The 24,102-nt window shown below is 44.9% G+C and carries 18 protein-coding genes and 3 pseudogenes; 10 read left to right on the plus strand and 11 right to left on the minus strand.

Annotated features, from left to right (window positions below):
- Positions 1-345: 345 nt before the first annotated feature.
- A complete protein-coding gene (sstT, locus tag IC804_RS11735; protein ID WP_008881301.1) occupies positions 346-1,578 on the minus strand; it encodes a serine/threonine transporter SstT in 1,233 nt (410 codons plus the stop codon).
- A 274-nt stretch (positions 1,579-1,852) separates the two neighbouring features.
- Between sstT and rlmD the strand changes: the two genes are divergently transcribed.
- The 4 genes and pseudogenes from rlmD to IC804_RS18615 all read left to right on the plus strand — a co-directional run bounded on the left by rlmD (position 1,853) and on the right by IC804_RS18615 (position 4,595).
- Positions 1,853-3,244 (plus strand): 23S rRNA (uracil(1939)-C(5))-methyltransferase RlmD, encoded by a 1,392-nt coding sequence (gene rlmD / locus IC804_RS11740; protein WP_011886727.1) that lies wholly within the window; start codon positions 1,853-1,855, stop codon positions 3,242-3,244.
- A 236-nt stretch (positions 3,245-3,480) separates the two neighbouring features.
- A pseudogene (locus tag IC804_RS11745) lies at positions 3,481-3,890 on the plus strand (holin family protein).
- A 194-nt stretch (positions 3,891-4,084) separates the two neighbouring features.
- Positions 4,085-4,360: a peptidoglycan recognition protein family protein gene (locus IC804_RS18610; protein WP_223812804.1), complete on the plus strand. Its 276-nt coding sequence runs from the start codon at positions 4,085-4,087 to the stop codon at positions 4,358-4,360.
- Positions 4,361-4,406: 46 nt separating this feature from the next.
- The gene (locus tag IC804_RS18615; RefSeq protein WP_223812805.1) at positions 4,407-4,595 is read left to right on the plus strand and encodes an SPOR domain-containing protein; all 189 of its coding nucleotides are present in this window, start codon (positions 4,407-4,409) and stop codon (positions 4,593-4,595) included.
- Positions 4,596-4,681: 86 nt separating this feature from the next.
- On the opposite strand, the gene IC804_RS11755 is transcribed toward IC804_RS18615, so the two are convergent.
- Positions 4,682-5,464, minus strand: a complete 783-nt coding sequence (locus IC804_RS11755; RefSeq protein ID WP_008881273.1) for a helix-turn-helix domain-containing protein — start codon at positions 5,462-5,464, stop codon at positions 4,682-4,684.
- A gap of 432 nt (positions 5,465-5,896) precedes the next feature.
- Between IC804_RS11755 and IC804_RS11760 the strand changes: the two are divergent.
- Positions 5,897-7,448, plus strand: a pseudogene (locus IC804_RS11760) (IS1182 family transposase).
- 171 nt (positions 7,449-7,619) lie between these two features.
- Here IC804_RS11760 and IC804_RS11765 read toward each other — a convergent pair.
- Together IC804_RS11765 and IC804_RS11770 are read right to left on the minus strand one after the other, a co-directional pair.
- Positions 7,620-8,785 (minus strand): annotated as a pseudogene (locus IC804_RS11765) (IS256 family transposase).
- Positions 8,786-9,044: 259 nt separating this feature from the next.
- Positions 9,045-9,269, minus strand: coding sequence for a hypothetical protein (locus tag IC804_RS11770; RefSeq protein WP_190300605.1), 225 nt, complete (start codon positions 9,267-9,269; stop codon positions 9,045-9,047).
- A gap of 636 nt (positions 9,270-9,905) precedes the next feature.
- On the opposite strand from IC804_RS11770, the gene IC804_RS11775 reads away from it, so the two are divergent.
- The 3 genes from IC804_RS11775 (at position 9,906) to IC804_RS11785 (ending at position 13,383) form a co-directional block, all read left to right on the plus strand.
- A complete protein-coding gene (locus IC804_RS11775) occupies positions 9,906-10,439 on the plus strand; it encodes a DUF8052 family protein (protein ID WP_008881270.1) in 534 nt (177 codons plus the stop codon).
- Positions 10,436-12,052 (plus strand): carbon starvation CstA family protein, encoded by a 1,617-nt coding sequence (locus IC804_RS11780; RefSeq protein WP_011886730.1) that lies wholly within the window; start codon positions 10,436-10,438, stop codon positions 12,050-12,052. The genes IC804_RS11775 and IC804_RS11780 overlap by 4 nt, the downstream gene beginning before the upstream one ends.
- 425 nt (positions 12,053-12,477) lie before the next feature.
- Positions 12,478-13,383, plus strand: a complete 906-nt coding sequence (locus tag IC804_RS11785; RefSeq protein WP_223812806.1) for a DUF3990 domain-containing protein — start codon at positions 12,478-12,480, stop codon at positions 13,381-13,383.
- Between the two features lie 49 nt (positions 13,384-13,432).
- Here the strand turns inward: IC804_RS11785 and IC804_RS11790 are convergent, their stop codons facing one another.
- A complete protein-coding gene (locus IC804_RS11790; RefSeq protein WP_078172601.1) occupies positions 13,433-14,221 on the minus strand; it encodes a zeta toxin family protein in 789 nt (262 codons plus the stop codon).
- Positions 14,222-14,600: 379 nt separating this feature from the next.
- Between IC804_RS11790 and IC804_RS11795 the strand changes: the two genes are divergently transcribed.
- Positions 14,601-15,281 (plus strand): YebO family protein, encoded by a 681-nt coding sequence (locus tag IC804_RS11795; protein WP_223812807.1) that lies wholly within the window; start codon positions 14,601-14,603, stop codon positions 15,279-15,281.
- A 135-nt stretch (positions 15,282-15,416) separates the two neighbouring features.
- Here the strand turns inward: IC804_RS11795 and IC804_RS11800 are convergent, their stop codons facing one another.
- The gene (locus IC804_RS11800) at positions 15,417-16,178 is read right to left on the minus strand and encodes a sporulation protein (RefSeq protein ID WP_008881263.1); all 762 of its coding nucleotides are present in this window, start codon (positions 16,176-16,178) and stop codon (positions 15,417-15,419) included.
- Positions 16,179-16,344: 166 nt separating this feature from the next.
- Here IC804_RS11800 and IC804_RS11805 point away from each other — a divergent pair, with 166 nt between their 5' ends.
- Positions 16,345-16,746: a (deoxy)nucleoside triphosphate pyrophosphohydrolase gene (locus IC804_RS11805; RefSeq protein WP_029761499.1), complete on the plus strand. Its 402-nt coding sequence runs from the start codon at positions 16,345-16,347 to the stop codon at positions 16,744-16,746.
- A 200-nt stretch (positions 16,747-16,946) separates the two neighbouring features.
- Here IC804_RS11805 and IC804_RS11810 read toward each other — a convergent pair whose 3' ends face one another.
- The 5 genes from IC804_RS11810 to IC804_RS11830 all read right to left on the minus strand — a co-directional run bounded on the left by IC804_RS11810 (position 16,947) and on the right by IC804_RS11830 (position 23,822).
- A complete protein-coding gene (locus IC804_RS11810) occupies positions 16,947-18,188 on the minus strand; it encodes a HAMP domain-containing sensor histidine kinase (protein WP_008881261.1) in 1,242 nt (413 codons plus the stop codon).
- Positions 18,188-18,892, minus strand: a complete 705-nt coding sequence (locus tag IC804_RS11815; protein WP_008881260.1) for a response regulator transcription factor — start codon at positions 18,890-18,892, stop codon at positions 18,188-18,190. Before IC804_RS11815 ends, IC804_RS11810 begins: the two co-directional genes overlap by 1 nt.
- A gap of 115 nt (positions 18,893-19,007) precedes the next feature.
- Entirely contained in the window at positions 19,008-21,491 is a 2,484-nt protein-coding gene (locus tag IC804_RS11820) for an ABC transporter permease (RefSeq protein ID WP_008881259.1), read from the minus strand.
- Between the two features lie 31 nt (positions 21,492-21,522).
- Positions 21,523-22,209 carry an ABC transporter ATP-binding protein gene (locus IC804_RS11825; protein ID WP_008881258.1) on the minus strand — a complete coding sequence of 229 codons (687 nt, stop codon included), beginning with the start codon at positions 22,207-22,209 and terminating at the stop codon, positions 21,523-21,525.
- 443 nt (positions 22,210-22,652) lie between these two features.
- Complete coding sequence (locus tag IC804_RS11830; protein ID WP_008881257.1) at positions 22,653-23,822, minus strand: Gfo/Idh/MocA family protein; 1,170 nt, start codon at positions 23,820-23,822, stop codon at positions 22,653-22,655.
- Positions 23,823-24,102 lie beyond the last annotated feature (280 nt).

A 24,102-nucleotide genomic window follows, 5' to 3' on the forward strand; every position in this document is an offset into this window, starting at 1 on the left:
CGAAAACGATTTGCGTCAGCACTTCGTTGATCAGCGCCAAGGTCTGTCGAGCAGTTTTTCAACATCGTTGTTTTCCACTTTTAAGGAGCCTTCGCGGATGCCGTGTTGGACGTTAACGAGAAACGAACGAACCCCAGTCAGACAGCGTTTTTCATGATGCCGGCATGGGTGTCATCGGCGGCTTGTTGCGCTGATGCGTCTTTGCCCAAGACAGTGCCGAGAGCGGCTGCGAGTTCATGGGTAGGCCGAAACGTTCGTAAATCGCGTTTTCATGGCTGGCCCCGGTCGGGACAGTTTGAATGGCCCTGCTTTCGCTTTTCAGACACCATGCAAAGGGGGATGCCGTTATGCTTTGATGGCCACTTGTTTTCCTTCTTTGCGTCTTTTCGCATATTCTGCTGTGGCGGTAAAAAGGACATCCGAGGATGAGTTTAGGGCAGTTTCGCATGAATCTTGCAAAACGCCAATGATGAAACCGACCCCTACGACTTGCATGGCGATATCATTCGGGATACCAAACAAACTGCATGCTAATGGGATAAGGAGGAGCGACCCCCCAGCGACACCGGATGCCCCCGCGGCGGCGATGGCGGAAAGAACGCTAAGAATGAGTGCAGTGCCTAGGTCAACTTCAATTTCCAACGTATGAACCGCAGCGAGCGTTAAGACGGAAATCGTCACAGCGGCGCCAGCCATATTAATCGTTGCGCCGAGTGGGATCGAAATAGAATACGTATTTTTATTGAGCCCAAGCATTTCGGATAACCGCAAGTTTACAGGAATGTTTGCGGCCGAGCTGCGTGTAAAGAACGCTGTAACCCCGCTTTCCCGAATGCATCTCCAAACGAGCGGATACGGATTTTGCCGAATGTTAAGAAAGACAATGAGTGGATTCATAACGAATGCCACAAAACACATCGTCCCAAGAAGAACTGCTAATAATTTTCCATAATCAATCAAAGCGGAAAGCCCGTTAGTGACAATGGCATCGAAAACAAGCCCCATGATGCCGATGGGCGCGAAATTGATAACCCATGTAACAATTTGCGAGATGGCGTCAGAGAAATGAGCGATGACATTTTTGGTTGTCTCCGGCGCCGTCCTTAATGCGATGCCAAGCAATACAGCCCATGTCAAAATGCCGATATAGTTCGCATTCAGTAAGGCGTGAACAGGGTTATCGACAATATTAAACAGCAATGATTGAATCACTTCCGTTATGTTGCTAGGAGGAGAAACCTCTTTTGCGCTTTCGGTTAACGATAAATGAACCGGAAAGAGAAAGCTGGCTACGACGGCAGTGAGACTGGCTAGGAACGTGCTAAACCCGTATAGAATCAGAATATGTTGAATATTTGTTTTTTGTCCGCTTTGATGCCGAGAAATGGCTGAGATCACGAGAAAGAACACTAATACAGGCGCGACCGCCTTTAGAGCGCCAACAAATAACGAACCGAAAATGGAAATCCATTTTGTCGATTCCGGAACGGTAACTGCAAGTGTAATCCCGATGATGATGCCGATAATGATACGTTTGACGAGGCTGACTCGATTCCATTTGGCAATGAGTTGCTTCATAACACGTTCCTCCTGATCATTCATGATGAGCGTATGAGAATAAATTCCACTGTACGTATACAAATGTTTTCTGTAGGTGAACACTCATTAGTTTAACATGAATATTAGTAATTGATAAATAGATTGTTATATCTGAATTATTTTAACTATAGAAAAATAAGGTGAATATTTAATGAGGTGGTCATGGCAGGCTGTTGCTTTGTATTCGCCCGCCCATCGTGTACAATACATAAAGAGTGACAACACACCGCTCATCTTGGAAGGAGGAAAGCCATTGATAGACGGCGCAAAACAATCGTTCATTACGGACATTGAGCAGTTAGATAAAAAAGGGGCCGGACAAGCGGTCGTTTGGCAGGAAGAGGAGGGGAAGAGAAAAAAGCTCAAACTCACCATTCCATCCACTCTTCCTGGTGAAAAGGTGCGGGTTTTGATTGATCGTCCGAAACGACGGAAGGCCAATGCTCGATTGGAAGAAGTGATCGAGGCACATCCAGAGCGGCTCGAGCCGCCGTGTCCGCACTTTGACCGCTGTGGCGGCTGTGTCTGGCAGCACTGGCAATATGAAGGGCAATTGCGGCATAAAACAGAGCACGTGAAGGCGCTCTTGGAGCAACATGGATTTGATCCGAACATTGTGCGCGAGACGATCGGAATGGAACATCCGTGGCATTACCGCAATAAAATGGAGTTTACGTTCTCTCCTGAGGGACTGCTTGGACTGCATGAGCAAGGGAATTTTCGGCAAATCATCTCATTGGAGACATGTCTCATTGCGGGTGAACGGATCGTTAAAGCTGCCATGGAGGTGGCGCGTTGGGCTCGCGATCACCAGCTGCCTGGATATCACAAAGATACCCATGAAGGGTTGCTTCGCCACGTCATGGTGCGTGAATCGTTTGCGACCGGGGAAGTCATGGTGGCGCTTTTCGCGACTGAGGCACCAGAAGGGGAGTTAAAGCAGGCCGCCGATGATTTGACGGAACGGATCACAAAGGCGCTTCCGGAAGTGAAGAGCTTGCTTTGGCTCGAGAATCGGGCGTGGGCGGATCGCATCCAGGCGGAACAAACGCACGTGTTGGCCGGTCGTGATTTCATTTATGACGAATTGTGCGGGTTCCGTTATCGCCTCTGGTTCGATACGTTTTTCCAAACGAACCCCGTGCAGGCAGCCAAACTAGTCGAACTGGCGTTGGAAATGGGGAAACCGCAGCCTCACGAAAAAATGATTGACCTCTTCTGCGGAGTAGGCACGTTTTCCTTGCCATTCGCCAAACGAGTAAAGGCGTTAGCTGGCATTGAAATTGTGGAAACATCAATCGAATCAGCCAAACGCAACGCGAAAGACAACGGCATTGACAATACGTACTTTTTGGCGCGAGACGCCCGGCGTGGCATCGATGAGGTGCTCGAACAATTCGGAAGACCGGAGCTGTTGCTTTTGGATCCTCCGCGTTCGGGTGCAGGCGGAAAAGTGATGCGAAAAATCGGCCGGTCCCAGCCGGAGCGGATCGTTTACGTCTCGTGCAACCCAGAAACGTTTGCCGCAGATATTGCAGAATTAGTTCCATTTGGATATACATTAAAAACCGTCCAACCGGTTGACATGTTCCCGCATACAGCACACGTTGAGTTGGTAGCATTGATGTCTAGGGTGGATAAATAAGAAGGGTTGAAGTATTGATAACTTTATTATCAAGATGTCGATAGTCTGGTTTATTGGGCAAATGAAGCTGCTTACCGATGGAAATTACGAGGCATTGCCATTTGGTCATTAGGGCAGGAAGATATGCGGGTGTGGGAAGCATTGCCTAAACAAATATAAATAATTCAAGGGTGTCTACAAAATGTAGGCACTCTTTTTATATGGATTATTTTAAAAACTAAAGAAGGAAACTTACTGTGAAGGATATATGGAATTGGATACAAATGATTGTTACAGCACTAGGTGGTTTCATGGGTTGGTTTTTAGGAGGGTTAGATGGCTTTTTGTATGCATTGATTATATTAGTTGTTGCTGATTATATCACAGGAATTATGTGTGCAATTGTCGATAAAGAACTATCTAGTGAAATTGGTTACCGAGGGATATTTAAAAAAGTGTTAATTTTTATATTGGTTGGTGTCGGGCATATGATTGACACTCATTTGATAGGAGATGGCAGCGTTCTTAGAACAGCGGTCATCTTTTTTATTGTTCAAATAAAGGTATTTCTATGCTAGAAAACGCTTCACGATTAGGTTTACCAATACCAGAGAAGTTAAAAAATGTACTTGCTCAGTTACACAATAAAGGGGGAAATGAATCATGAATTTAAAAAAGTTATATTTAACAAAGAATGAGTGCTATAAAGCGGGAAGAAAGATTACACCAAAAGGAATTATGGTTCACAGCACAGGAGCAAACAATTCAAATTGAAAGCGCTATGTTGGTTCGGATGATGGTTTACTAGGGAAAAATCAATACAACAATCACTGGAATCAGCCAAGACCAGATGGTAGGCAGGTGTGTGTTCATGCATTTATCGGAAAGTTAAAAGATGGATCAATTGCGACATATCAAACGTTACCTTGGAATCATCGTGGTTGGCATGCGGGTGGAGATGCGAATAATACACATATTGGCTTTGAAATTTGTGAAGATAATTTAACGGATAAAACTTACTTTAATAAAGTTTATAAAGAAGCGGTTGAATTGTGCGCGTATCTTTGTAAACAATACAAATTAACTGAGAAAAATATTATCGGTCATTATGAAGGGTATCATAAAGAAGATTGCTAGTAATCATGGTGACCCGCGTCATTGGTTTTCTAAATTTGGCAAATCAATGGCTACGTTCCGAGCAGATGTGAAGAAAGAATTAGCAGAAGGAACAACAACTTCTAAACCATCAACTGGCGCTAAAAAACTGTATCATGTGCAGATTGGTGCTTATAGTGTTAAAAAGAATGCAGACAAGCAGTTAGCAAAAGCGAAGAAAGCTGGATTTAAGGATGCGTTTGTGAAGTATGAGTAAATGGAAGTAACCGAGGAGTATATTATTCCTCGGTTGTATTCATTGCTTAGAATTGGTATTACTTTTGAAATCGATTTTGTATGCTCCTAATACTCATCAAACTTCTTCTTTATTTTTTGTTTTAATTTAAAACTAAGGCGATTTGTATGCTCATTATTTTTTACTAATAATTGATATGCTGAAATAATAGTGATAGTACGAACAGATAAAGCAAGGCCAACAGCTATCAAAAAAACAAAAATCGGATAATAAGGAACTAAGATACCCATTTCTAACTTTTTCTCCAAAGCAAAAGCTAGAAAACCTACTGCTAATAAAGAACCTCCAACTATTGTTGTTCCTAAATGTTTTCTTTTAAATCCTTCATATCTTGTTCTTAATTCTTTAATATAATTTGAATCAAACAATAACACTTCTTTTTTTAGAACTGTATATTGTCCTTGATCAAAGCCTAACGTAGCAAAAGAAATAATACCTAATGTTGCGATGATAATAATTAATAGAACACCTAGAAGTGAGGTGGTTCCTAAAATAAAATATGGTTCAAACGCTAGTGCAAACAGTCCGAAGCCTATACCAACATGGTTAGCAATTTTTTTTGAACTTAATAAAAAACCTTCTGCCATTTCTCTACTAACATAATAACCATCTTCTTTATCATCATTATTTTCGGCAGACTCTTTCAATAAGTAATCAATAGATACCTCAAAGATATTCGCAATCATCAATAGTTTTTCAGTTTCGGGGAATCCTTGACCATTTTCCCATTTACTTATTGCTTGTCGAGTGGTGTTTAATTTTTCCGCTAGAGCCTCTTGAGACAGTCCTTTCTCTTTTCGTAACTTAACAAGTTTTTCTCCAAAATTCATTTGTTGTAACTCCTTTCATGTTATTAACTATATTGTATAAAACATCGATATTTTTTCTATCCTATTCTAGTTGCACTTTGTCAACTTCTAGTTGCACTTTGTCAACTTGTGGTTGCATTGTTGTTATTCCGCACTTTAAAGCTTATTTTATTAAGTCTATACAAATTATATTTATTATATTTAATAAATAAAACTAAAGTTTTTTAGAAATTTCGGTACCGTCAAGAATTTTGTGTAATGTAATGGGGTAGGGTTTCTCTGAAATGGATTTGAATTGATAGGGGACTGATTTTCTCCACACAGAGGATGTCCCAAAAGTGTTCGCATAGCGTTCGCTTTTGGGGCACTTTTTTGGGCAAAAAAAGAAGAAAACCGTTCCTTTTTTGGTATAATAGAGTCACCACAACCCTACCAAGAAAGGACGGTTTTCTTATGTACATTTATTATAACCGAGATCAACTCATTTTGCCAATGGATCTTGAAATTCTCATTCCCAAACATCATCTTTGCCGGATCGTGGATCTAGCCGTGGAAAAAATGGATCCAGCTCTGCTCGTTTCCCTCTATCCCGGCGGAGGCCGCCCAGCCTATCATCCGAAAATGATGTTGAAAGTCATCCTGTATGCCTACGCCAATCGGATCTATTCCTCTCGCCAAATCGCCAAGCAATTGAAAGAAAACATTTATTTTATGTGGCTATCCGGCCATCAAACACCGGATTTCCGCACCATCAACCGATTTCGGTCGGAACGGATGAAGGACATCATTTACGAAACGTTTTTCTCCATTGTCGATCTTCTGCGTCAAGAAGGGTTGGTCAAACTAGAGGATTACTTTCTGGATGGAACGAAAATCGAGGCCAGCGCCAACAAGTACACGTTCGTTTGGCGCAAATCAACGGAAAAGTACGATCAGAAGTTGGAGGAGAAATTCCGGAAAATCGTAGCCTCGATCGAACAGGTGGTAAAAGAGGATGAAGAGTCGGAACAAGAAGGAGATTTTCAAGAAAAGCTGGAAGCTTCACCGATCACGTCTGAAAAGATCGAAGCCGTGATCGAACAAGTGGAAGAACATCTAAAGAAAGAGCCGAAGAATCGCACGTTAAAGAAAGCAAAACAGCAATTGGAACAAGACATTCTCCCCCGTAAGAAAAAATATGAAGAATACAAAAAAGTGTTAGGCGAACGAAACAGTTTTTCGAAAACGGACCCCGATGCGACGTTTATGCGGATGAAAGACGACCATATGAAAAACGGCCAGCTCAAACCGGGATATAATGTGCAGATAGGGACAGAGAACCAATTCATCACTGGATTTAGCGTGCATCAACGGGCGGGGGATGCCGGATGCTTCATTCCACATTTGGAGCAATTGGCCGCCTATGGGCGTCCCATGCCTAAACGAGCGATTGCGGATTCCGCCTATGGGAGTGAGGAGAACTACACGTACTGCGAGAAAAAAGCAGATCGTCGCGCTGATCAAGTACAACACATTGGACCGGGAACAAACGAAAGCGTGGGCGAAAGAGATCGGCCGAATCGAGAACATGACGTACGATGAGGAATTGGATGAGTGGATTTGCGCGAAAGGGGAACGGCTGGTGTTTGTGTATAAACGGAAGGAAACGACCGACAACGGGTACGTCATCGTCAAACGGACGTATCGTTGTACAGCATGTGCCGGATGCCCGTTTCAAGCAGCATGTGCCAAAGGCAAAGACACGAAAACCATCCGCGTTTCCTTGAAAAATCAACAACAACGGCAAGAAATCCGGAAACGGCTGTCCACGGAAGAAGGGGCGACGACATATCGAAGACGGCAAATCGAAAACGAGCCGGTGTTTGGGCAAATCAAGCATAATCAGCAATTTCATCGGTTTTCATTGAGAGGCCTCCCAAAAATTACCTTGGAGTGGGGTCTAGTTTGTGCTGCCCACAATTTGAGAAAGTGGGCCACAACGACCGACCCAACAAGGAAAAAATAGGATAAAATTCGGAAATAAGGAGAAATTCCTGCCTCAAAAAAGGAATAAATAACCAAATGGTAAGAAAAAGAAACAGAGGCTACTCTCAAAAGGTCGGTTTAGACGACCTTTTGAGACAGCCTCTGTGTGGAAAGGGAGAATCCCCCTATTTTGTTTATTTACAGTATTTGGTTAATGATAACGTTCTTCAAACATTCGTTGAAGGGCTTCATGCGCTTCGGCAAATCCTCGCAACTTTCGCCCTGCCCATTTCTCATTAAAATCTTGAATGGTCAAATACACGATTTTTTCAGCGGCTGCTAAACTATTCAAACTGTTCATCGGTTTTAGGCGTTTCCGAATCTCCTTGATCGTTCGTTCGATGGCATTGGTCGTGTAAATCACACTTCGAATACTGCTTGGATCATCCATAAATGTAAGGAGGACATCCAACTCATTGGCCCAAGATTGAACTTCTCTTGGATATTTGCTGGACCATTTCGACTCAAACTGTTGAAACATTTGTAACGCCATCTCTTATTCGGCGCGCGATAAATCAGCTTGAGATCCTCGGCCACTTCGAATTGGTCTTTTTTCCGAACACGATGGAGCGTGTTGCGGACTTTGTGAACGACACAACGCTGCACATCGGCTTTCGGATAAACCGCCTTAAAGGCCTCCTCCAACCCCGGTAGTCCATCGAATACGCCCAGAAGCACTTCCTTTACGCCCCTGTTGTATAGTTGTTGAAGAATCTCCTGCCATACATAGGCGCTTTCCTGTCCTCCCACAAAGAAATCAAGAATTTCGCGATATCCTTCTTCATTCACCCCTAACACCACATAAATGGCTTCTTTCTCCACGGTTTCGCGACGAAGTTTTACGTATAAACCATCCAAATATAAGACAGAATAACGCTTGTGCAGTGGACGAGTGTGCCATTTCTCGATGCCTTCCTTCACTACATCGGTAATACGGCTGATCGTTGCAGGAAAATAGGCATTGCCTAAAATTCGTTCAATAAACGTGCCAATTTCACGTGTGCTCATGCCACTTTGATACATCCTGATGATGGCTTCCTCAAGCCAGCCCGTGTGGCGTTGGTAAGGGGCAAACAGCTGCGTTTGAAATTCTCCGTTTCGGTCTCTAGGGACCAAAAGACCTTCAATCCGGCCATATTGCGTATCTAGATTTCGTTGATAGTAGCCGTTTCTCATATTCGATGTTCCGGCTTGTTCTATTTCGAGGAAATTCTTGATTTCTTCCCGCATGATCAGTTCTAATTTTTTCTTTACAAACTGACGAATGACGCTTTCCAGTTGAGTTGTCCAGTCGACATTCGGTATACTTTTAGACATAGGTAGGGTTCTCCTTTCTCTGGAATGTGTTGGTCCAAATCAGAGAATACCCTACCTTTTTTCTTTTGTTCTAGCAAAATGCTTTACACAAAATTTTATACATCATCCATTAGGGCGTCTTAAAAAAGGATGAAAATTTATCTTTATAGATTTGTTTCAAGATCCTAAATATTATCCAGATCCTAGCAAGATAGATATAGCTATCGAATCCCGAAATGGTATGATTACTGAGCGAGTTCGCTTAGATAAAATCATTGAGTTACCATTTCCACTGAAGCATAAAAAGGTTCTGGGTTATGCGGAAATCATTACCGGACGAATCGTTGAAAAAGATTCGCGTTAAAGAAAGGGGTTCCTGACCTTGAGCTTTTCCTTCAGGTGACTTTGCCGGAGGCCGCAAACTTAAACAACCCATCCCCATGAACGCAAGATTCAATTGGCTCATTCCATGACGATTGTTTTGTATTGCTTGTGAAATTGTCATCGTAAGGAAAAGCCCGTTCCCTAGATGAGAAGGGAACGGGCTTTATTATCTTGAATCAAGAAGTTGGTGTAGGGCGTTCAATGGTGAAAAGACGGCCCGTGTTCAAGGTTGCTTAGGAGGCCGATGAAAATCACTGGCTTTGGGGGAACTCTAAACAGCAAGTCTTATGTATGAAAAAACCATCTTTTTGCGGTATGATTTTGGCTCAATCCCCCCACTTTTCGATGAGGAGGGTGTAAGAAAAGGGTGCATTTTTAAATCAAACTAATGTATAATATACTATACAGAATATACAGAAAAATAGTAAATTATTAATGGGCGGGATGAACGATGGATTATTCCATTTCCATTGACGACAACGCTAGGAAGTGGTTAAGGGAGGAGGGGAGTGTATTGACCATTTCGAAGTTCCAAGCGACCCATTGTTGTGTCCCGGCATCAGAAGTGTGGGTTGAATTTCAGAGGCCTGAAAATGAAAGCCTTTACAAAAAAGATTGTTCAACACGGGATTACGTGTTTTATAGAAAAAGGTCTGGAGTTTAAACAAAACCATCTGAAGGTGAAACTGACTGGTCCACCCTTTTTTAAAACGATTCGGGTGGAAGGGCTCAAATATTTTTAAAGGGGGGAGAACGAATGGTGGGAGATCGGTTGACCCGCTTTGCCCATGAGTTAGCTAACAAATTCACTTTATATTTTGATGTATACCGCGATGAACAAATCAGCGATTTCCCCCTCGCGTTTATTGCCCACTACAAGCGGAGAGACGAACGGTATATGGTAACAAAAAAGATTAAAGTATACGGTGTGGAAAACCAACAACTTGTTTTTGCTACTGTCGCAAATGAACCCGTCTCGTTACCATTTGTCAGGCGATTTCGGGATGTCATCGATCAACATAAACATCAATTTATTCAAGAACATACAGAACATATGTCTACGATTGTACTCGGCCTTATCATTGCGGATGGCAAACTCGATGAAGTGGTTTTGAAGGAGGTGAGGAAGTATCGAAAAGTAAAGTTTTTAAAATTCGGCTGGCACGGGTGGGTTGAGATGTATATGGCCGTCCTCCATCCTACTCAAAAAACCGTTCATATCCACCCGAAGGGAAGGTCGTTCGTCAAGTCGATCGAAACTCTAATGAGGGAGGATAAAATTAGCCTATGAGCGCGGTGACCTTATTGCTGATTTCGGCTATTGCCTTTATTGTTGCTTATTTTACGTATGGCAAGTATCTTGACCGCAAGCTCGGCGTGGACCCAAACCGGCCGACGCCGGCGGTGGAGATGGCGGACGGGAAGGACTATGTTTCCACCAATCGACCCGTTTTGCTTGGTCACCATTTCGCTACGATTGCGGGCGGCGGTCCGATTGTTGGTCCGATTTCTGCGGCGGTATTCGGTTGGATTCCGGCTGTGTTGTGGATTGTGTTAGGAAGCATTTTCTTTGGCGGGGTGCATGACTATGCCTCGCTGCAAGCATCGATCCGCCATAAAGCCCAGTCGATTGGCACGGTCATTAAAGAGTATATCGGCAAGCGCGGCCAAACATTGTTTTTATCGTTCTCTATCGCGACCATTATTCTTATTGTTGGCGTGTTTATCGTGTTGGTTGCCGATACGTTTGCTAACGTTCCGGCGGCAGCGACTGCTTCCATATTGTTTATTTTCGTGGCGATGTTGTTCGGCTTTTTCGTCAACCAAATGCGCGTCAATTTTGTGTTGGCGAGCATCATCGGCGTCATTGTCATGTTTGCTTGCGTTTGGATCGGCATCGTGTTCCCGATTAAAATGAGCGCGACGTTTTGGGTGTTTTTCTTGATCATTTATTCTTATGTAGCCTCCGTGTTGCCGGTTTGGTTGCTTTTGCAGCCGCGCGATTATTTGAACTCGTATTTGTTGTACGGTATGATGCTCGGTGGGTTTATCGGCATTCTTTTTGCGAATCCGACGCTTCAACTCGCCGGCTTCACCGGCTTTTACAATGAAAATTTAGGTCCGTTGTTCCCGATTCTCTTTATTACGATTGCCTGTGGCGCGATTTCTGGTTTCCATTCCTTGGTGGCGAGCGGCACGACAGCCAAACAGTTGGACAACGAACGAAGCGGCCGTTTCATCGCCTACGGTGGGATGCTGATTGAAGGGTTTTTGGCGGTGATTGTTGTCTGCTCGGTAGCGTATTTGACGACGGAGCAGTTCACGCAGCGACTCGCTGAGTTAGGCGGGCCGATCCCCGCTTTCTCTGCTGGTCTCGGGTATTTTATGAGCCATTTTGGCATTCCGGAAACGGTAGGCACAACCTTTGTTGCTCTGGCTGCCTCGGCTTTTCTCATGACAACGTTAGATTCAGCGACACGGCTCGGGAGATACGGTGTGCAAGAGTTTGCGGAAGGAAGATCCAAGACGTTTGCCAATCCTCATGTAGCAACAGGAGTGATCGTCGTCGGTGCGGCGGCGCTGGCGCTCTCGGGAACGTGGAGCGATTTATGGCCGCTATTCGGTTCTGCCAACCAAATGCTTGGCGCGTTGGCGTTGTTGGCCGTCAGCGTCTGGCTTGTTAAAAGAGGGACGAAGTCGTGGTTTGCGATCATCCCGATGATATTTATGTTTATTGTGACGCTTTCCGCGTTGCTTGTCTTCATGAGAACGAATTTCTTGAGCGGCAATATCTTCCTTGTGGTTTGTGGGTTTATCTTGTTTGTCTTGTGTATCTTCCTCGTCCTTGAAGCGTATCGTTCCTTTACAAAACCGAAAGATAAAGATACGACGGTCAAAGCGTAATAGGTTAAGGCGATACTAGAGTTGCTGAACATCCCCTTTTGGTAGACTTCTGTCTATTGAAAGGGGATTTTGTTATGCATGACAGTATTTTTTACATTCTAGAAAGTTGGTGAAACACGAGCGTTTTCCATTGTGCAGCGGTCTTCTAGGTGGAGTAAGGTTTGTAAAGCTTTTCTATTTTGATAAGTTTCGTCGTTGCACCGTGTTCCTCAATAAATCCTCCTTTCTAAGGCTCTGCTTCATAATGGAATTGGCCTAAAAGGTCGATGATTGCGTCGTAAACACGGCGCCAGAGAGGGCTTTTTTACATAGAGAAACTTTGTGACTCTGCTCTTACATGCATTTGAGAATTGTGAAGTAACGGAAACGCTTGCGGTTCACTAGCTTCCTAGGTAATACGTATATTTTCTTTCTCATAAGTATATATGGACTACGTTTTATCATCTCCAATGAAGGGAGGAAGTCTCCCTATGCTCCCCGCTCATGATACATGTACGGTTTATCATGGAACGAATCTGTTCGCCGCAAGGATCATTAGAAAGATCGGGATACGGCTTGATGTGCAGAGAGAGCTTACTGATTTCGGAAAAGGCTTTTATGTTACGTTAAACCCTCAACAAGCAAAAAACTGGGCGCAGATTAGGGCCATGCATCCGCAAATTTCTCCCGACTTACTGGCCCAACTTAATATGAGCCAGTCTCAGTATTTCAATCACCCGGAGATTAAAATTCCAGCTTGTTTAGTGTACGAGCTGAATGTAAGCCAGCTGCGGCAATTAAACGGAAAAGAGTTTTCCTTGCCTCATGAGCCGGGATGGGAGCGCCATCAGCGGTCATGGGAACGGTTTGTGTTAGATTGTCGTACGGGGAAGAGACATCATTACGACTATGTGTATGGACCGGTAGCTAAGGGGCATTTGACTAATATTGAGAAAATCAAAGTTTCCCGTACAAAAGATCAGCTTTCTCTAAATAGCATGCGGGCCGTAAAATGTTTATCCACATTAGATATTGTGGCTTTCAAACCGGAAGACATATATATGAAAACGTTCTTGTTAAAGCAGCTGTGGAATCATATACAGAACTCGGAAAATGCTAGAAACTATAGATTTTTACACGAAATCCGCAATGAGTTGATGATGATTGGCAACCTGACTAGCCGTCAGGCCGATAAGATGTTGCGCCAGTCTTTAACGTCTCTTCCATTCAGTTCAATTATCATGCACGAACCGGCTGCTTATTGGGCTTTTTCCGTTTTGTACGGGATGCGGAAGCTTTGGTATAAAGAGTATGAAGTGTACATGAAAAAGAAACATGGAGCACGTAAGTAAGAAAAGCGGCTGCAGCGTGGTCGCCCGACGCGGTTTGCCGCCATTTTTATTATGTTTTTCCTTTTTTTAAAAAATTGTTGTATAAGACAGGCTCTATGTAATCGTTAGAGGCAATAAGTACGAGTTTGTCTTGATTGTCGTATACATAGTAACGATCAGCGAAGTCTTTAATGGCTTGAAACGTTCGTGGGACTAGCTTGTGTGTATTTTCGATTACTTGATAAGGAATTTTTCTTCCGGTCATCTTTGCTCTTTCCTTGGCTCGTTGTTTCGCTAATTCGAGAGGAATGTCAACGATATAAATATGCACTTTATAACCGGCTTTTTTTAGCTTCTTCATCAACTGTTTGTATGCCCTCGTTCTAGCCATGGTTCCTTCGTAAATGAAATGTTTGCGATGGCGAATCAGCTGTTTCAATAATAAATTGCTAATGTCGCGGGATTCTTGATGAACGAGACGGGCGGCGTCATTTGGATGAGTTTTTTGCAGCGAGTGATATTCGGGAATGTAGGTTTTTATGTCATCAGGATCTACGATGATTGCCTGTACACCTTCTTCAGCTAATTGTTTTTCAATCACCGTTTTTCGCATCATCGTCTTTCCAGAGGCTGTTCCGCCGCCAATAAGAATGGCTATGGGCCTTTCCGTTTTTGGGGGAGAAGGGGCTTGTTTCATGATCGCATGAACGATCCTCATATGCATGGCGTGACGTTTCGGACTGTATTTATAGCCTTTCACCGAATACATTTCTTTTGTGCTCTTTATTTTTGCGTGATTCCGGTTGAATTTTTTTGTGAATATCCATTTTAAGCGTTCTAGTGGCCTTATGAATTTCATGGGGGTCACCTTCCTTTTGCAGAAAGCTCTTGCCTTTGAACAGTGAAGAAGATGGCTTAGCCCCCTTTAGAGGAGCGGTATTTCTTCATGCCAGTGGTTTTGGAAAGTTTCAAATATCAAGGTTTATGTAGTAGAGAAACGTCTTTTGGCATCGTATAATTCATTAAAATAAACACTCTTTTCAGCGCCCGCGCAGGAGATAGGAATATGTCATCTATTCATATCCAATGTATGCACCAAAAAGCGAAGGTAACATAAAATGAATGGAAACTTTTGCTTTAGTTTCAGCATTCGGAAATGGAAGGTGGAGCAAGGGGGACAGTATTTCCTGCTGTTGTCATCGTATAACATTGTCTTCAACGAAAGAGGGGGCTGGGTGATGAAGAAGACGTCGGTATTCGGGTTGCTTTTTTTATTGCTGATTTCTGGTTGCGTGAACGAGTCGGGCGACAAAGTCAAACTAAACCAGCAAATACAAGAACAGGCGCAGCTCATTGATCAGCTGAAACAGCAGAACAAAGAATTGGCCAAAAAAGCGGCAGAGTGGCAAACAATGAACGAGAAAAAGGTATTGTCCGCTGCATTGGCGATTGTCGAGGCGCTGAAGGCGAAGGATATGGATCGGCTTGCGATGTACGTCCATCCAGACAAAGGGGTGCGTTTCAGTCCGTATGGCCATGTCGATATCGCCAACGATGTCGTGTTTGCGAAAGACGAGCTCCCTTCACTTATGAAAAGCAACCGTATTTATCGATTTGGTACGTTTGACGGGTCTGGGGAGCCCATCATGATGACGTTTAGCGATTATTTTCAGAAGTTTGTTTATGATGTGGATTTTGCTAATCCACATATGATTGGAAACAACATCGTGATCGGGAAAGGCAATACACTAGAAAACATTCATGAAGTATATCCTGATGGAGTATTTGTGGAGTTTCATTTTACCGGGTTTGACGAGCAATATGACGGTATGGATTGGAAGAGCTTGCGCCTTGTCTTTGAACAAGATGGCGGCTCATGGAGATTGGTTGGGATTGTTCATGATCAATGGACGACCTAAGTACTGCTGGCATTTTCGCTGAAAGAAACCATGCTGTTTCGTCTGTAGAGCAGCGATAGGGGGACATAGGGGTAAGATGTCGATGTGCTTCATTATGGGACAAAAGAGGCCGATGGCCCCTTTTGTTTTTTAGCTTTAGCTATGGCGTTGAATCACATTGGCCAACAGTTGCGGCAATGATGCGATATCGTTCGGTCCATAGGTAAACCGGACGAGCGTTTCGTCCATATCAAGCGCTTCGGCGAGCAATCCAGCGAATCCGCGCGCTTTGCGGTCAATTTCTAAAATGGTTTCCACTCCATGTTCAGAAACAAAAAAGACAGCTTCCAATTCGTCAAGGCGCCCTCTAAATGCTCCCCTTGTCGGTCGAAATTCAAACTCTTGGACAAACGGCAGCCGCCGTTGCCAATAGCGCGGCGCTTGTTCGCATTGCACATGGCGGAGACGGAATCCTAGCTGGTGGGCGGCCTCGAGAAATGCTGCGACGAGCGGGTGCGGTTCGATTGTGAGGTAGTCTCGGTCTTGTGGATCAAGCGCCATTTTAATGTCAAGGCCGGTTTGCAGCCATACTTTTGAAGAGCCGAGCGTAATTGGCACGTCATATGGCAAGGCGAATTGAAACGGAATCGTTTTGGTTTCATTCGGCTGGATCGTCATGGAGTCGGACACCCGGTACCGGGCGAGTACGGCTTTTTCTTCGACTTTCTTATCATCGATCTCGCGAATATACGTTGTCACTAAAGCGAGATAAATTTCATCAATGCGCTGTTCAACACTGCCGCCGCGAACCTCGACGACTCCTTCGACCGTTTCCCCTTGGGCGTATTGCGCTTTGGCAAGTTTCGTATCGACGGTGGCCGCCCCAATGCCGATGGAGCTTAACAGTTTTTTGAACAATCGACTCTCCCCCTTGTCGGTGATGGTTCTTATTCGGGAATACGCAATTCCTAGTAAAAAGGTTCCACATTTGTTATAGCACAATGTTTGAATAAATTCCACTATTTTGGAAAACGAAACGTTTTTTGCTAAAATGGCGTATATCGATGAGAGAGGTAGGTCAGCAATGAAACGGGTTATCCACGTGGTCGGGGCAGCCATCTGCAATGAACAGGGGGACGTCTTATGCGCGTTGCGTGGGCCGCAGATGTCGTTGCCGAACGTTTGGGAGTTTCCAGGCGGCAAAGTGGAAGAAGGAGAGAGTTCGGAAGCGGCCTTAGTTCGAGAAATTCGTGAGGAACTTGGCTGTACCATTTCGGTCGGCAAGCTGTTAGCTGATGTGTTCCATAAGTATGAACACGCCATCGTTCATTTGCAGACATATGAAGCTCGCCTCATCGATGGGGAGCCGCGGGCACGGGAGCATGCCGAGCTCCGGTGGGTGCCGTTCTCTCAGCTTCGTACCCTGGCATGGGCGCCCGCTGATCTCCCTACCGTTGAGGCACTGTTGGCAAAGAGCTGTTCATAGGCAAACGAGGCATTGATTCCGATGAAGGAAAACGGAATTGGCCCACAGTCATTCAATGAAGCCTTGGAGCCAACTGCTCCAAGGCTTCACTCTTCACCGTTGCAAGAGGTGACCGCGGGAAGTACAATTCCGCATGAGAAGATTTGTTTATGGTATGAGTTGGTGATGTTTTGCGCTACTTTAAGGTCAGCCTTTTTCCGTCAATAGTTAAGAAAAGTAATGGAAAACGTCGTACCTTTTCCGAGTTCGCTCTTCGCTTCAATCATGCCGCCATGCGCTTCGATGATCGATTTCGCTAAAGCCAATCCGATGCCGATCGAGTCAGGTTTTTTCGACGTTTTGGCCTTGTAAAAGCGTTTGAAAATGTGAGGGAGATCATCTTGGCTGATGCCTTCTCCCGTGTCGGCGATCACCACCCTTGTATAAAGCGGATGGGAGACGATGGTGATATCGATGTTCCCTCCCGGTGGGGTGTGTTCGATGCTGTTTTTTATGATATTGATGAACGCTTCTTTCAACCAAAGACGGTCATGGTTGAATTCAACTTCTTCACTGTTTTCAAAGCGAATATGAACATTTGCTTCGACCGCTTGCTCACGCAAATCGTCGATCGATTGCCAAACGGTTTCGTTTAAGCTTTGCTGTTGGCGATCCATTTGCAATGCTTTTGCGTCGAGTTTTGCGAGTTTGAGGAGGCTTTGAATGAGCCATTTCATTCGCTCGAGTTGTTTTTCGTTTTGCAATAAAAACATGCGTTGCTGTTCTTCCGACAGCTGTTTCCCTAACATAATTTCATTGTAGATGATCATGGAAGAGAGTGGTGTTTTGAGCTGATGGGAAATGTCGGACAATAAATCGGCTAAAAACCGTTTTTCCTTTTTCAGTTCATCTAATTGATTCCGGATCGTATTCCGCATGCCGTTAAAGGCGACCGCTAGTTTTGAAAAGTCACCTTCCCTTGTTTCGCTCATAATGATATTGAAGTCGCCTTCCACCACCTTTTCTGCGGCGAGCGCAAGTTGCCTAATGCGACTGTAAAGCGTTCGATATTGTGAGTAATTAAGGAGAAAAAGCGACAATGCCATCAATAGAAACAACAACACGACTGCACGCTCGTTTTTTTGAATCGCCGTGTGGACATAAGGAAATAATTCGTCGTTCAATTGCTCCGTTAATCCGTATTGCGCTAGGATCTCCTTCCCTTTTTCCTCTTCTTCACGCGAGATTTCTGTTGTCATGAACGGGACGATATCTTGCTCGAGTTCGGGGTGTTCCTCGACAATTCGTGAAGCAATGGAACCGAAGACGGCTATATAGTCACTTTTTAATTGCTCATGGTGAAGCTTTAACATGATGAAAGCAACGAGGAAAAAGAAAGCCATTAATGACAATAACACACCAGAGCTAAGACGCAGTTCAGGGTTCATAAAGTCGCGGCTCATCACAGTATCTTCTCCCTCGTCACTTCTTTATTCCATTTGTACCCGAGGCCTCTTTGCGTTACGATATATTGAGGCTCTTTAGGGTCATCTTCGATTTTTTCCCTTAGCCGTCGAATATAGACGGCTAACGTGTTTTCATCGAAAAATGCTTCCGTTCCTTCGGCAAGTTCGCGTAAGATTTCGTCGCGGCTCATGACGGTGCAAGGGCGATCCATCAATGTGAGCAGCAGCTTATATTCTTGAGCAGAAAGAGAGATTTTTTGTCCGTTTTTCTCGACGGTGGCCGCGAGCGGGTCGACGGTGATGGTGCCGCTTTTTAATATCATTCCCGTGGCTCGATGTCCTGCGCTTCTTCGGAGCAGCGCTTTAATTCTTGATAAAAACACGCCGACGCCAAACGGCTTCGTGATGTAATCGTCCCCGCCGAGCTCCAAGCCGAGAATGATGTTCACTTCTTCATCGAGCGCGGTCAAGAACAAGATCGGCACGTCGCTTGTGGCGCGAATATGTTTGCATAAATCATAGCCGCTTCCATCGGGCAAATTGATGTCTAAAATGATTAAATCAAACGATTGCGAGGCAAATAGCGCTTTTCCTTCTTCGAGAGTGGAAGCGCGACACACTTCATAGCCCTCGTCTTGCAAGGCGAATTCAATACCGAGTGCGAGCGATTCATCATCCTCGACTAGCAGTAGTTTGCTCATTCGTGTTCCTCCTTTGTGTACTCTAGCCGTTCGTTTCCTCCCTTTTATGATAGCTTGCCGAATTAGAAAAATAAAGGATGCGGATTATGGCGATCCGCATCCTTACCGTGTTCGTTTAATACTCTTCCCGAATCGCTTCAATAAGATGTTCTTTCTTCATTCTTGCCAAAGGTGGCAATACGGATAAATAAGCGATCACAACAGCGGCCGCTCCAGCGATGAGCATCGCTGTCCACGGAGGTTGCCATGAAAATTGTTTCACGTCAATGAAAAACATGTACATGAGATAGGACAGGCCGCATCCAATGATCGAACCGTACAGTGTCCCCATCGTTCCGTACATCACGCCTTCAAGCACAATCATTTTCTTTAATCCTTTGTTCGTTAAGCCGATCGCTTGCAAGGAAGCGAGCTCTCTTTTTCGTAAAAGGATATTGGTCGTTAAGGTGTTGATAATGTTGACGCTGCCAATGAAAGAGACGACGATGATAAAACCGTACACTAATATTTGCAGCATAAGAATGCTTGACTTCGCTTTTCGGTTTGTATCGATATGGTTGATGAGCATGACAGAAGGGTAGGGACGAATCACCGCTTCGATTTGTTTTTCTGCCTCCTTTTCACTCTCTGCCGTTTTCAGTTTAATATTCCATTGCACCGGTTGCAGTTTTTGTTGCGACAGCAAACGCTCCGCGACTGTCTTTGTTGTGATTAGTTTTAATCTGCTTGGATTGCTGCTGCGAAAGTGAAACGGATCGTCCTCGACAACGGCGGCCACTTTCACTTTTTGCATCGCATCTTTATAGGAAACGGGCGCGCGTTGGCCAACATCTTTTTCTAGATAGATTTCATCCCCCGGTTGCAGATGGGCGATTGGGCCGTTGTAAAATTTTTTTGTTTTGTCATTATAAAATTCGTTGTTCTTAATGACAATGACCGCGTTTTCTTTTGTCAGCTGTTGTTCATCAATATTTCCTGCTTCCAAATAGCGACGGGCTGCTTTGAGTGATTCGCTGTCATAAATGTTGATCGTGGCTTCTACCATTATTTTTTCGCCGTCAGGCCAATCGATCGGTTGGTAAATTCCTTCGAACGGTTGCACTGCCTTCAGCTCGCTCTCTTTGTCGATAATGGCATAAAAATCATGTGATTCGTAAGCTTCGTATACTTTATCAACTGTCGGCAATGCTCTAAGGGCAGCAGAGATGGATGCGGCCGTCCCTTTCGCCTCTGGCGTGTCTTTTACGATGGAGAAATGAATGTTTCTCGACTCGTTGGGATGTTCGCTGATCGTAAAAGCCATGTCCATGAATGATTTAAACACAATAAAGAGCATGACGCTAATGGTAATTGAAAAGACGGTAATGCGGTATCGTTTGCGATCTCGCTTCATATTTTTCGCTGCCAACATACCTTCAAAGCCGAGCCACTTGCTGATCCACCTGTTTTTGCGCTTTTTTATTCGTTCTTTTACGATCAGCGCGCGACTGCTGATCGCTGCTAACGGCGAGATGCTGCCAGCGAAACGAGCTGGAAGCCAAGCGGAGAAATAAATGGATGTGAGCCCGATGGCTGCGCTCAAGAGCAAGATGTTGCGAGAGATGATCGGCGGTGTGGCGAACAGCGCTTCGTTCGCAATCAGCTTAGATGCGAAAAAGATGCCGTAAATGGCGACAAGGCCGCACAGGAGGCCGAGAGGGATCCCGATCAATGATAAAAAGGTCGCTTCTCTTATCACAACAGCTCGGATTTGTTTTGGTGTCGCCCCGATCGCTCGTAATAAGCCGAATTGTTTGATCCGTTCAACAATACCAATTTGGAACGAGTTATAAATGATGGCGATCGTAGAGATCACAACGATTCCGATGATAATGGCGACCGCTGCATACAGTCCGATGGCCTGTTCATTGTCACCGCCGGCTCCTTGCAAAATAAGCAACTTCGTGTTTAGTTGAACATATCGGTCGTCGGACAACTTCTTCAGCTCGTTAACGGTTTTCTCCAAGTCCGCCTTTTCACTAATTTCAACAAGAAGAGAGGCTTTCGTTTCATCGATTTTGTTCGTTTTTGACAATAAGATGCCTTTGTTGCTTATTTGATTTTCCACATCGTTTCCTAATATGCCGGAAACGGTGTATTGTTTATGTTGCAGTGTGATGCGGCTTCCAACCGTTGCCTGAGGATCGATTTGTTTTAGCAACCATTCCTCTAAAGCCGCTTCTGTTTCATTCTTGGGAAGCCGGCCTTTTTTCACATGCGTCGGAAGCAGCTCTAATGCACGGTTTGTGGCGATATATTCCGTCACCATCACCTTTTCGTTAATGCTCATTGTTTCGCCGATGGTGAAAAATCCGTATCTTGAAACGTTTGGATTATGAATGACTTTGTTGACCGTATCGCTGTCCAATTTTGTGAACATGACATGGTATGCGCCTTTGGTTTGTTTTGTTTCTTCAATTTCTGCCTGCTGTATCCAAAAGAGGAACAGACCGATCGCTGAGATTAAGGAAATAGATAACGTAATTCCTAATATGGTGAGTGCTGTTCTTTTTTTGCTTGCTTTTAAGTACTTCCATGTAAGTTGCTTATAGCTCCTCATCCTCTTGTTCTCTCCTTTGTCGGCCAGAGTGTTAGCTTCGCTGTAAATATTGGTCGGAAATGATTTCGCCGTCTTGGATGGTCACAATGCGATCGGCCATCTCGGCGATTTGAATGTCGTGCGTAATTAAGAGGATCGTTTGGTTATACTTTTTCGCTGTAAACTTTAACAACTCTATGATGTCTTTTGAATGTTTACTGTCGAGATTACCGGTTGGTTCATCCGCGAGTATAATGGATGGTTTGTTTAACAGCGCTCGACCGATGGCGACGCGTTGTTGCTGTCCGCCTGATAATTCAGAAGGGAGATGGTTGCGTCGATTCGAAAGTCCTAATATGTCAATCAGCTCATTTAAATACGCTTTATCGACTTTGTCGTGATCGATCAATGCCGGCAGCGAAATATTTTCTTCAACCGTTAATACGGGGATAAGGTTGAAGAATTGGAAAATAAATCCGATTTTCCGTCTGCGAAAAATCGCCAGCTTTTCTTCGTTGTAATCGTAAATATTTTCACCGTCGATGAAGACATTGCCGCTTGTTGGTCGATCTAGTCCGCCGATCAAATGCAATAACGTACTTTTCCCGGAACCAGATGCACCGACAATCGCTACAAATTCCCCTTTTTCTACGGACAAATTAACATATTTCAATGCTTCCACTTTGTTTTCTCCTGTTCCGTAAGCTTTATATAAGCGTTCCACTCGCAAAAGTTCCATTTTTGTGACCCCCAATCATTTGTTCACTGTGCCTTCATTGTAGAAAATGGAATAGGGCTTTTCCATGCATGGAAGCTTACGGTCATCTTACAATTTTGTAAGGGAACGAGAACGGATGAGTAGTTGTGCGTATACGGTTTCATATAAAGCAAGGAGAGTGTGCTGACGATTTTAGGGAATAACGGCTAGGGAACGATGTCTTTTTTAGTATGTCCGGTTCTGTTGATGGTTCAGGGGTTTTGGTGAAAATATATATTTTTGCATGATTGATATCCTATTTATTATCGTTGCGAAAGAAGGCTCCTGTTTCCAATGCGTGAAGAGTACTGTTCGGTGAGTAGAGGAAGGCAAATGTCGGGTAGCTTAATGGGGAAATGAAAACGAACAAGCCTGTTGACAGCTGCCTTCACGGCAGCCCAACAGGCTTGTTTTGTTGCCCGTGCTTAGCGGGCAGGAGATAGTTTTTCTGCGACGGTGCATGATTCAGCTAAAGCGATGTCGGCGATGGCGTCTTCCATGGTGACAAGGCCGCGCTCATTTGGATTTTCGATCAAGCGGCAAAAGTCAAGAAAGCGCGCTTGAGCGCTCGCCTCGTACCAGCCGTGGCGGTCTGAGAGGGCAACCGTGCGTTCGTACAGGATACGCGGGGCGTCTGATGGTGCAGTTGATGACAACAGCCGGTTGGCTGCTTGCCCAATTTGTTCGATGGCGCTAGCGGACGGTTGTTTTGGAATGGCATCGAGCAGATTGTCAATGCAGGCCGCTTCATCGGCCGAGACGAGACCGGAGACGGACAGCTGCATCGGAATCCAGCCGTCAAGCGTAATGCGCCCTCGTGTTGTATGAATGTCCCAATGCGTTGATTCTGGGGCGGCTGGGTCCATTGTAAAGCCGTGGTAATAGTGAACCGGAATGTGGCGACCGCCCTGCTCGTGGATGACAGTGGCTCCGACGCGCGGTCGTGTGCCGTCCGTATTCGTTAAGGCGAATCCCCGTGCTTCAGCCGCCTCACCGAACCAGTGGCGTCCGACTTCGAAAAAGTGGACACCGTGCTCGATGAAAATACCGCCGCTTTGCCGTTCATCCCAAAACCAATGGCCTTGAGCGACGCGGTGGGCCGCATTGTGTAGGCTCGCATAATCTACAGTCCCAAGCAGGGCATGGTGGATGAGTTGTTTGACGGCCTCCACAAGCGGGTGATAGCGCAAGACGAGATTGACGGCCAGCGCCCGTTGTCGGCGATTGGCAAGTTCCATGTTGGCGTGGAGCTTCTCGGCAGCAAGGGCGCCAGGCTTTTCGAGCAGCACATGTTTTCCTTTCTCAAGCGCTTGTTTGGCGAGCGGAGCGTGCAAGTGCGGTGGAGTGGTAAGAATAACAATATCGACATGCGGGTCAGCGATCAGTTCTTCTGCTTCACGATATTCGCGCACATCATCTGACTTTGGCTTTCGGCGAAGATAAGCGTCGAGGACACGTCGGCGTTTGGCATCCGTCCGCCCAGCGACAGCGGCAAGATGAAAGGAAGGAAGCGGGGCGAGCGCACCGGCGAGAAATTCTGCGAACGCACCGGCGCCGGCGATACCGACGCGGTAATAGAAAGATGAAGAAATCATGGCGTATTCTCCTCCTTCCCCACATATATATATCATTACTAATCTTCATTATACCGCAAAGAAAGAGGGGGGATTTCAAGTTTTTAAACTTGTAAACAATGAATAATTATTCATCGACAGTATCTGACAATCATTTTGCTTGCGTAACAGAAGGAATATTATGTATATTATTACTAGCAACCGTTGCAGCTGAGTGCTAGCAATCTATGAATCACTTTCATTTTCTCGTTCATCCGTCAAGATGATTGTCTGTTTTTTGCGAAAAAATCATATGGAGGGA

It is taken from the genome of Geobacillus sp. 47C-IIb, from assembly GCF_014679705.1.
Taxonomy (GTDB): Bacteria; Bacillota; Bacilli; order Bacillales; family Anoxybacillaceae; genus Geobacillus; species Geobacillus thermodenitrificans.

What these genes read in the sequence shown, in the direction of transcription:
- sstT (WP_008881301.1), bottom strand. Translation starts at nt 1,578, where the DNA reads ATGAAGCAACTCATTGCCAAATGGAATCGAGTCAGCCTCGTCAAACGT.
- IC804_RS18615 (WP_223812805.1), top strand. Translation starts at nt 4,407, where the DNA reads ATGGCTACGTTCCGAGCAGATGTGAAGAAAGAATTAGCAGAAGGAACA.
- IC804_RS11755 (WP_008881273.1), bottom strand. Translation starts at nt 5,464, where the DNA reads ATGAATTTTGGAGAAAAACTTGTTAAGTTACGAAAAGAGAAAGGACTG.
- IC804_RS11770 (WP_190300605.1), bottom strand. Translation starts at nt 9,269, where the DNA reads ATGACAATTTCACAAGCAATACAAAACAATCGTCATGGAATGAGCCAA.
- IC804_RS11775 (WP_008881270.1), top strand. Translation starts at nt 9,906, where the DNA reads ATGGTGGGAGATCGGTTGACCCGCTTTGCCCATGAGTTAGCTAACAAA.
- IC804_RS11780 (WP_011886730.1), top strand. Translation starts at nt 10,436, where the DNA reads ATGAGCGCGGTGACCTTATTGCTGATTTCGGCTATTGCCTTTATTGTT.
- IC804_RS11785 (WP_223812806.1), top strand. Translation starts at nt 12,478, where the DNA reads ATGGACTACGTTTTATCATCTCCAATGAAGGGAGGAAGTCTCCCTATG.
- IC804_RS11790 (WP_078172601.1), bottom strand. Translation starts at nt 14,221, where the DNA reads ATGAAATTCATAAGGCCACTAGAACGCTTAAAATGGATATTCACAAAA.
- IC804_RS11795 (WP_223812807.1), top strand. Translation starts at nt 14,601, where the DNA reads ATGAAGAAGACGTCGGTATTCGGGTTGCTTTTTTTATTGCTGATTTCT.
- IC804_RS11805 (WP_029761499.1), top strand. Translation starts at nt 16,345, where the DNA reads ATGAAACGGGTTATCCACGTGGTCGGGGCAGCCATCTGCAATGAACAG.
- IC804_RS11810 (WP_008881261.1), bottom strand. Translation starts at nt 18,188, where the DNA reads ATGAGCCGCGACTTTATGAACCCTGAACTGCGTCTTAGCTCTGGTGTG.
- IC804_RS11815 (WP_008881260.1), bottom strand. Translation starts at nt 18,892, where the DNA reads ATGAGCAAACTACTGCTAGTCGAGGATGATGAATCGCTCGCACTCGGT.
- IC804_RS11820 (WP_008881259.1), bottom strand. Translation starts at nt 21,491, where the DNA reads ATGAGGAGCTATAAGCAACTTACATGGAAGTACTTAAAAGCAAGCAAA.
- IC804_RS11825 (WP_008881258.1), bottom strand. Translation starts at nt 22,209, where the DNA reads ATGGAACTTTTGCGAGTGGAACGCTTATATAAAGCTTACGGAACAGGA.
- IC804_RS11830 (WP_008881257.1), bottom strand. Translation starts at nt 23,822, where the DNA reads ATGATTTCTTCATCTTTCTATTACCGCGTCGGTATCGCCGGCGCCGGT.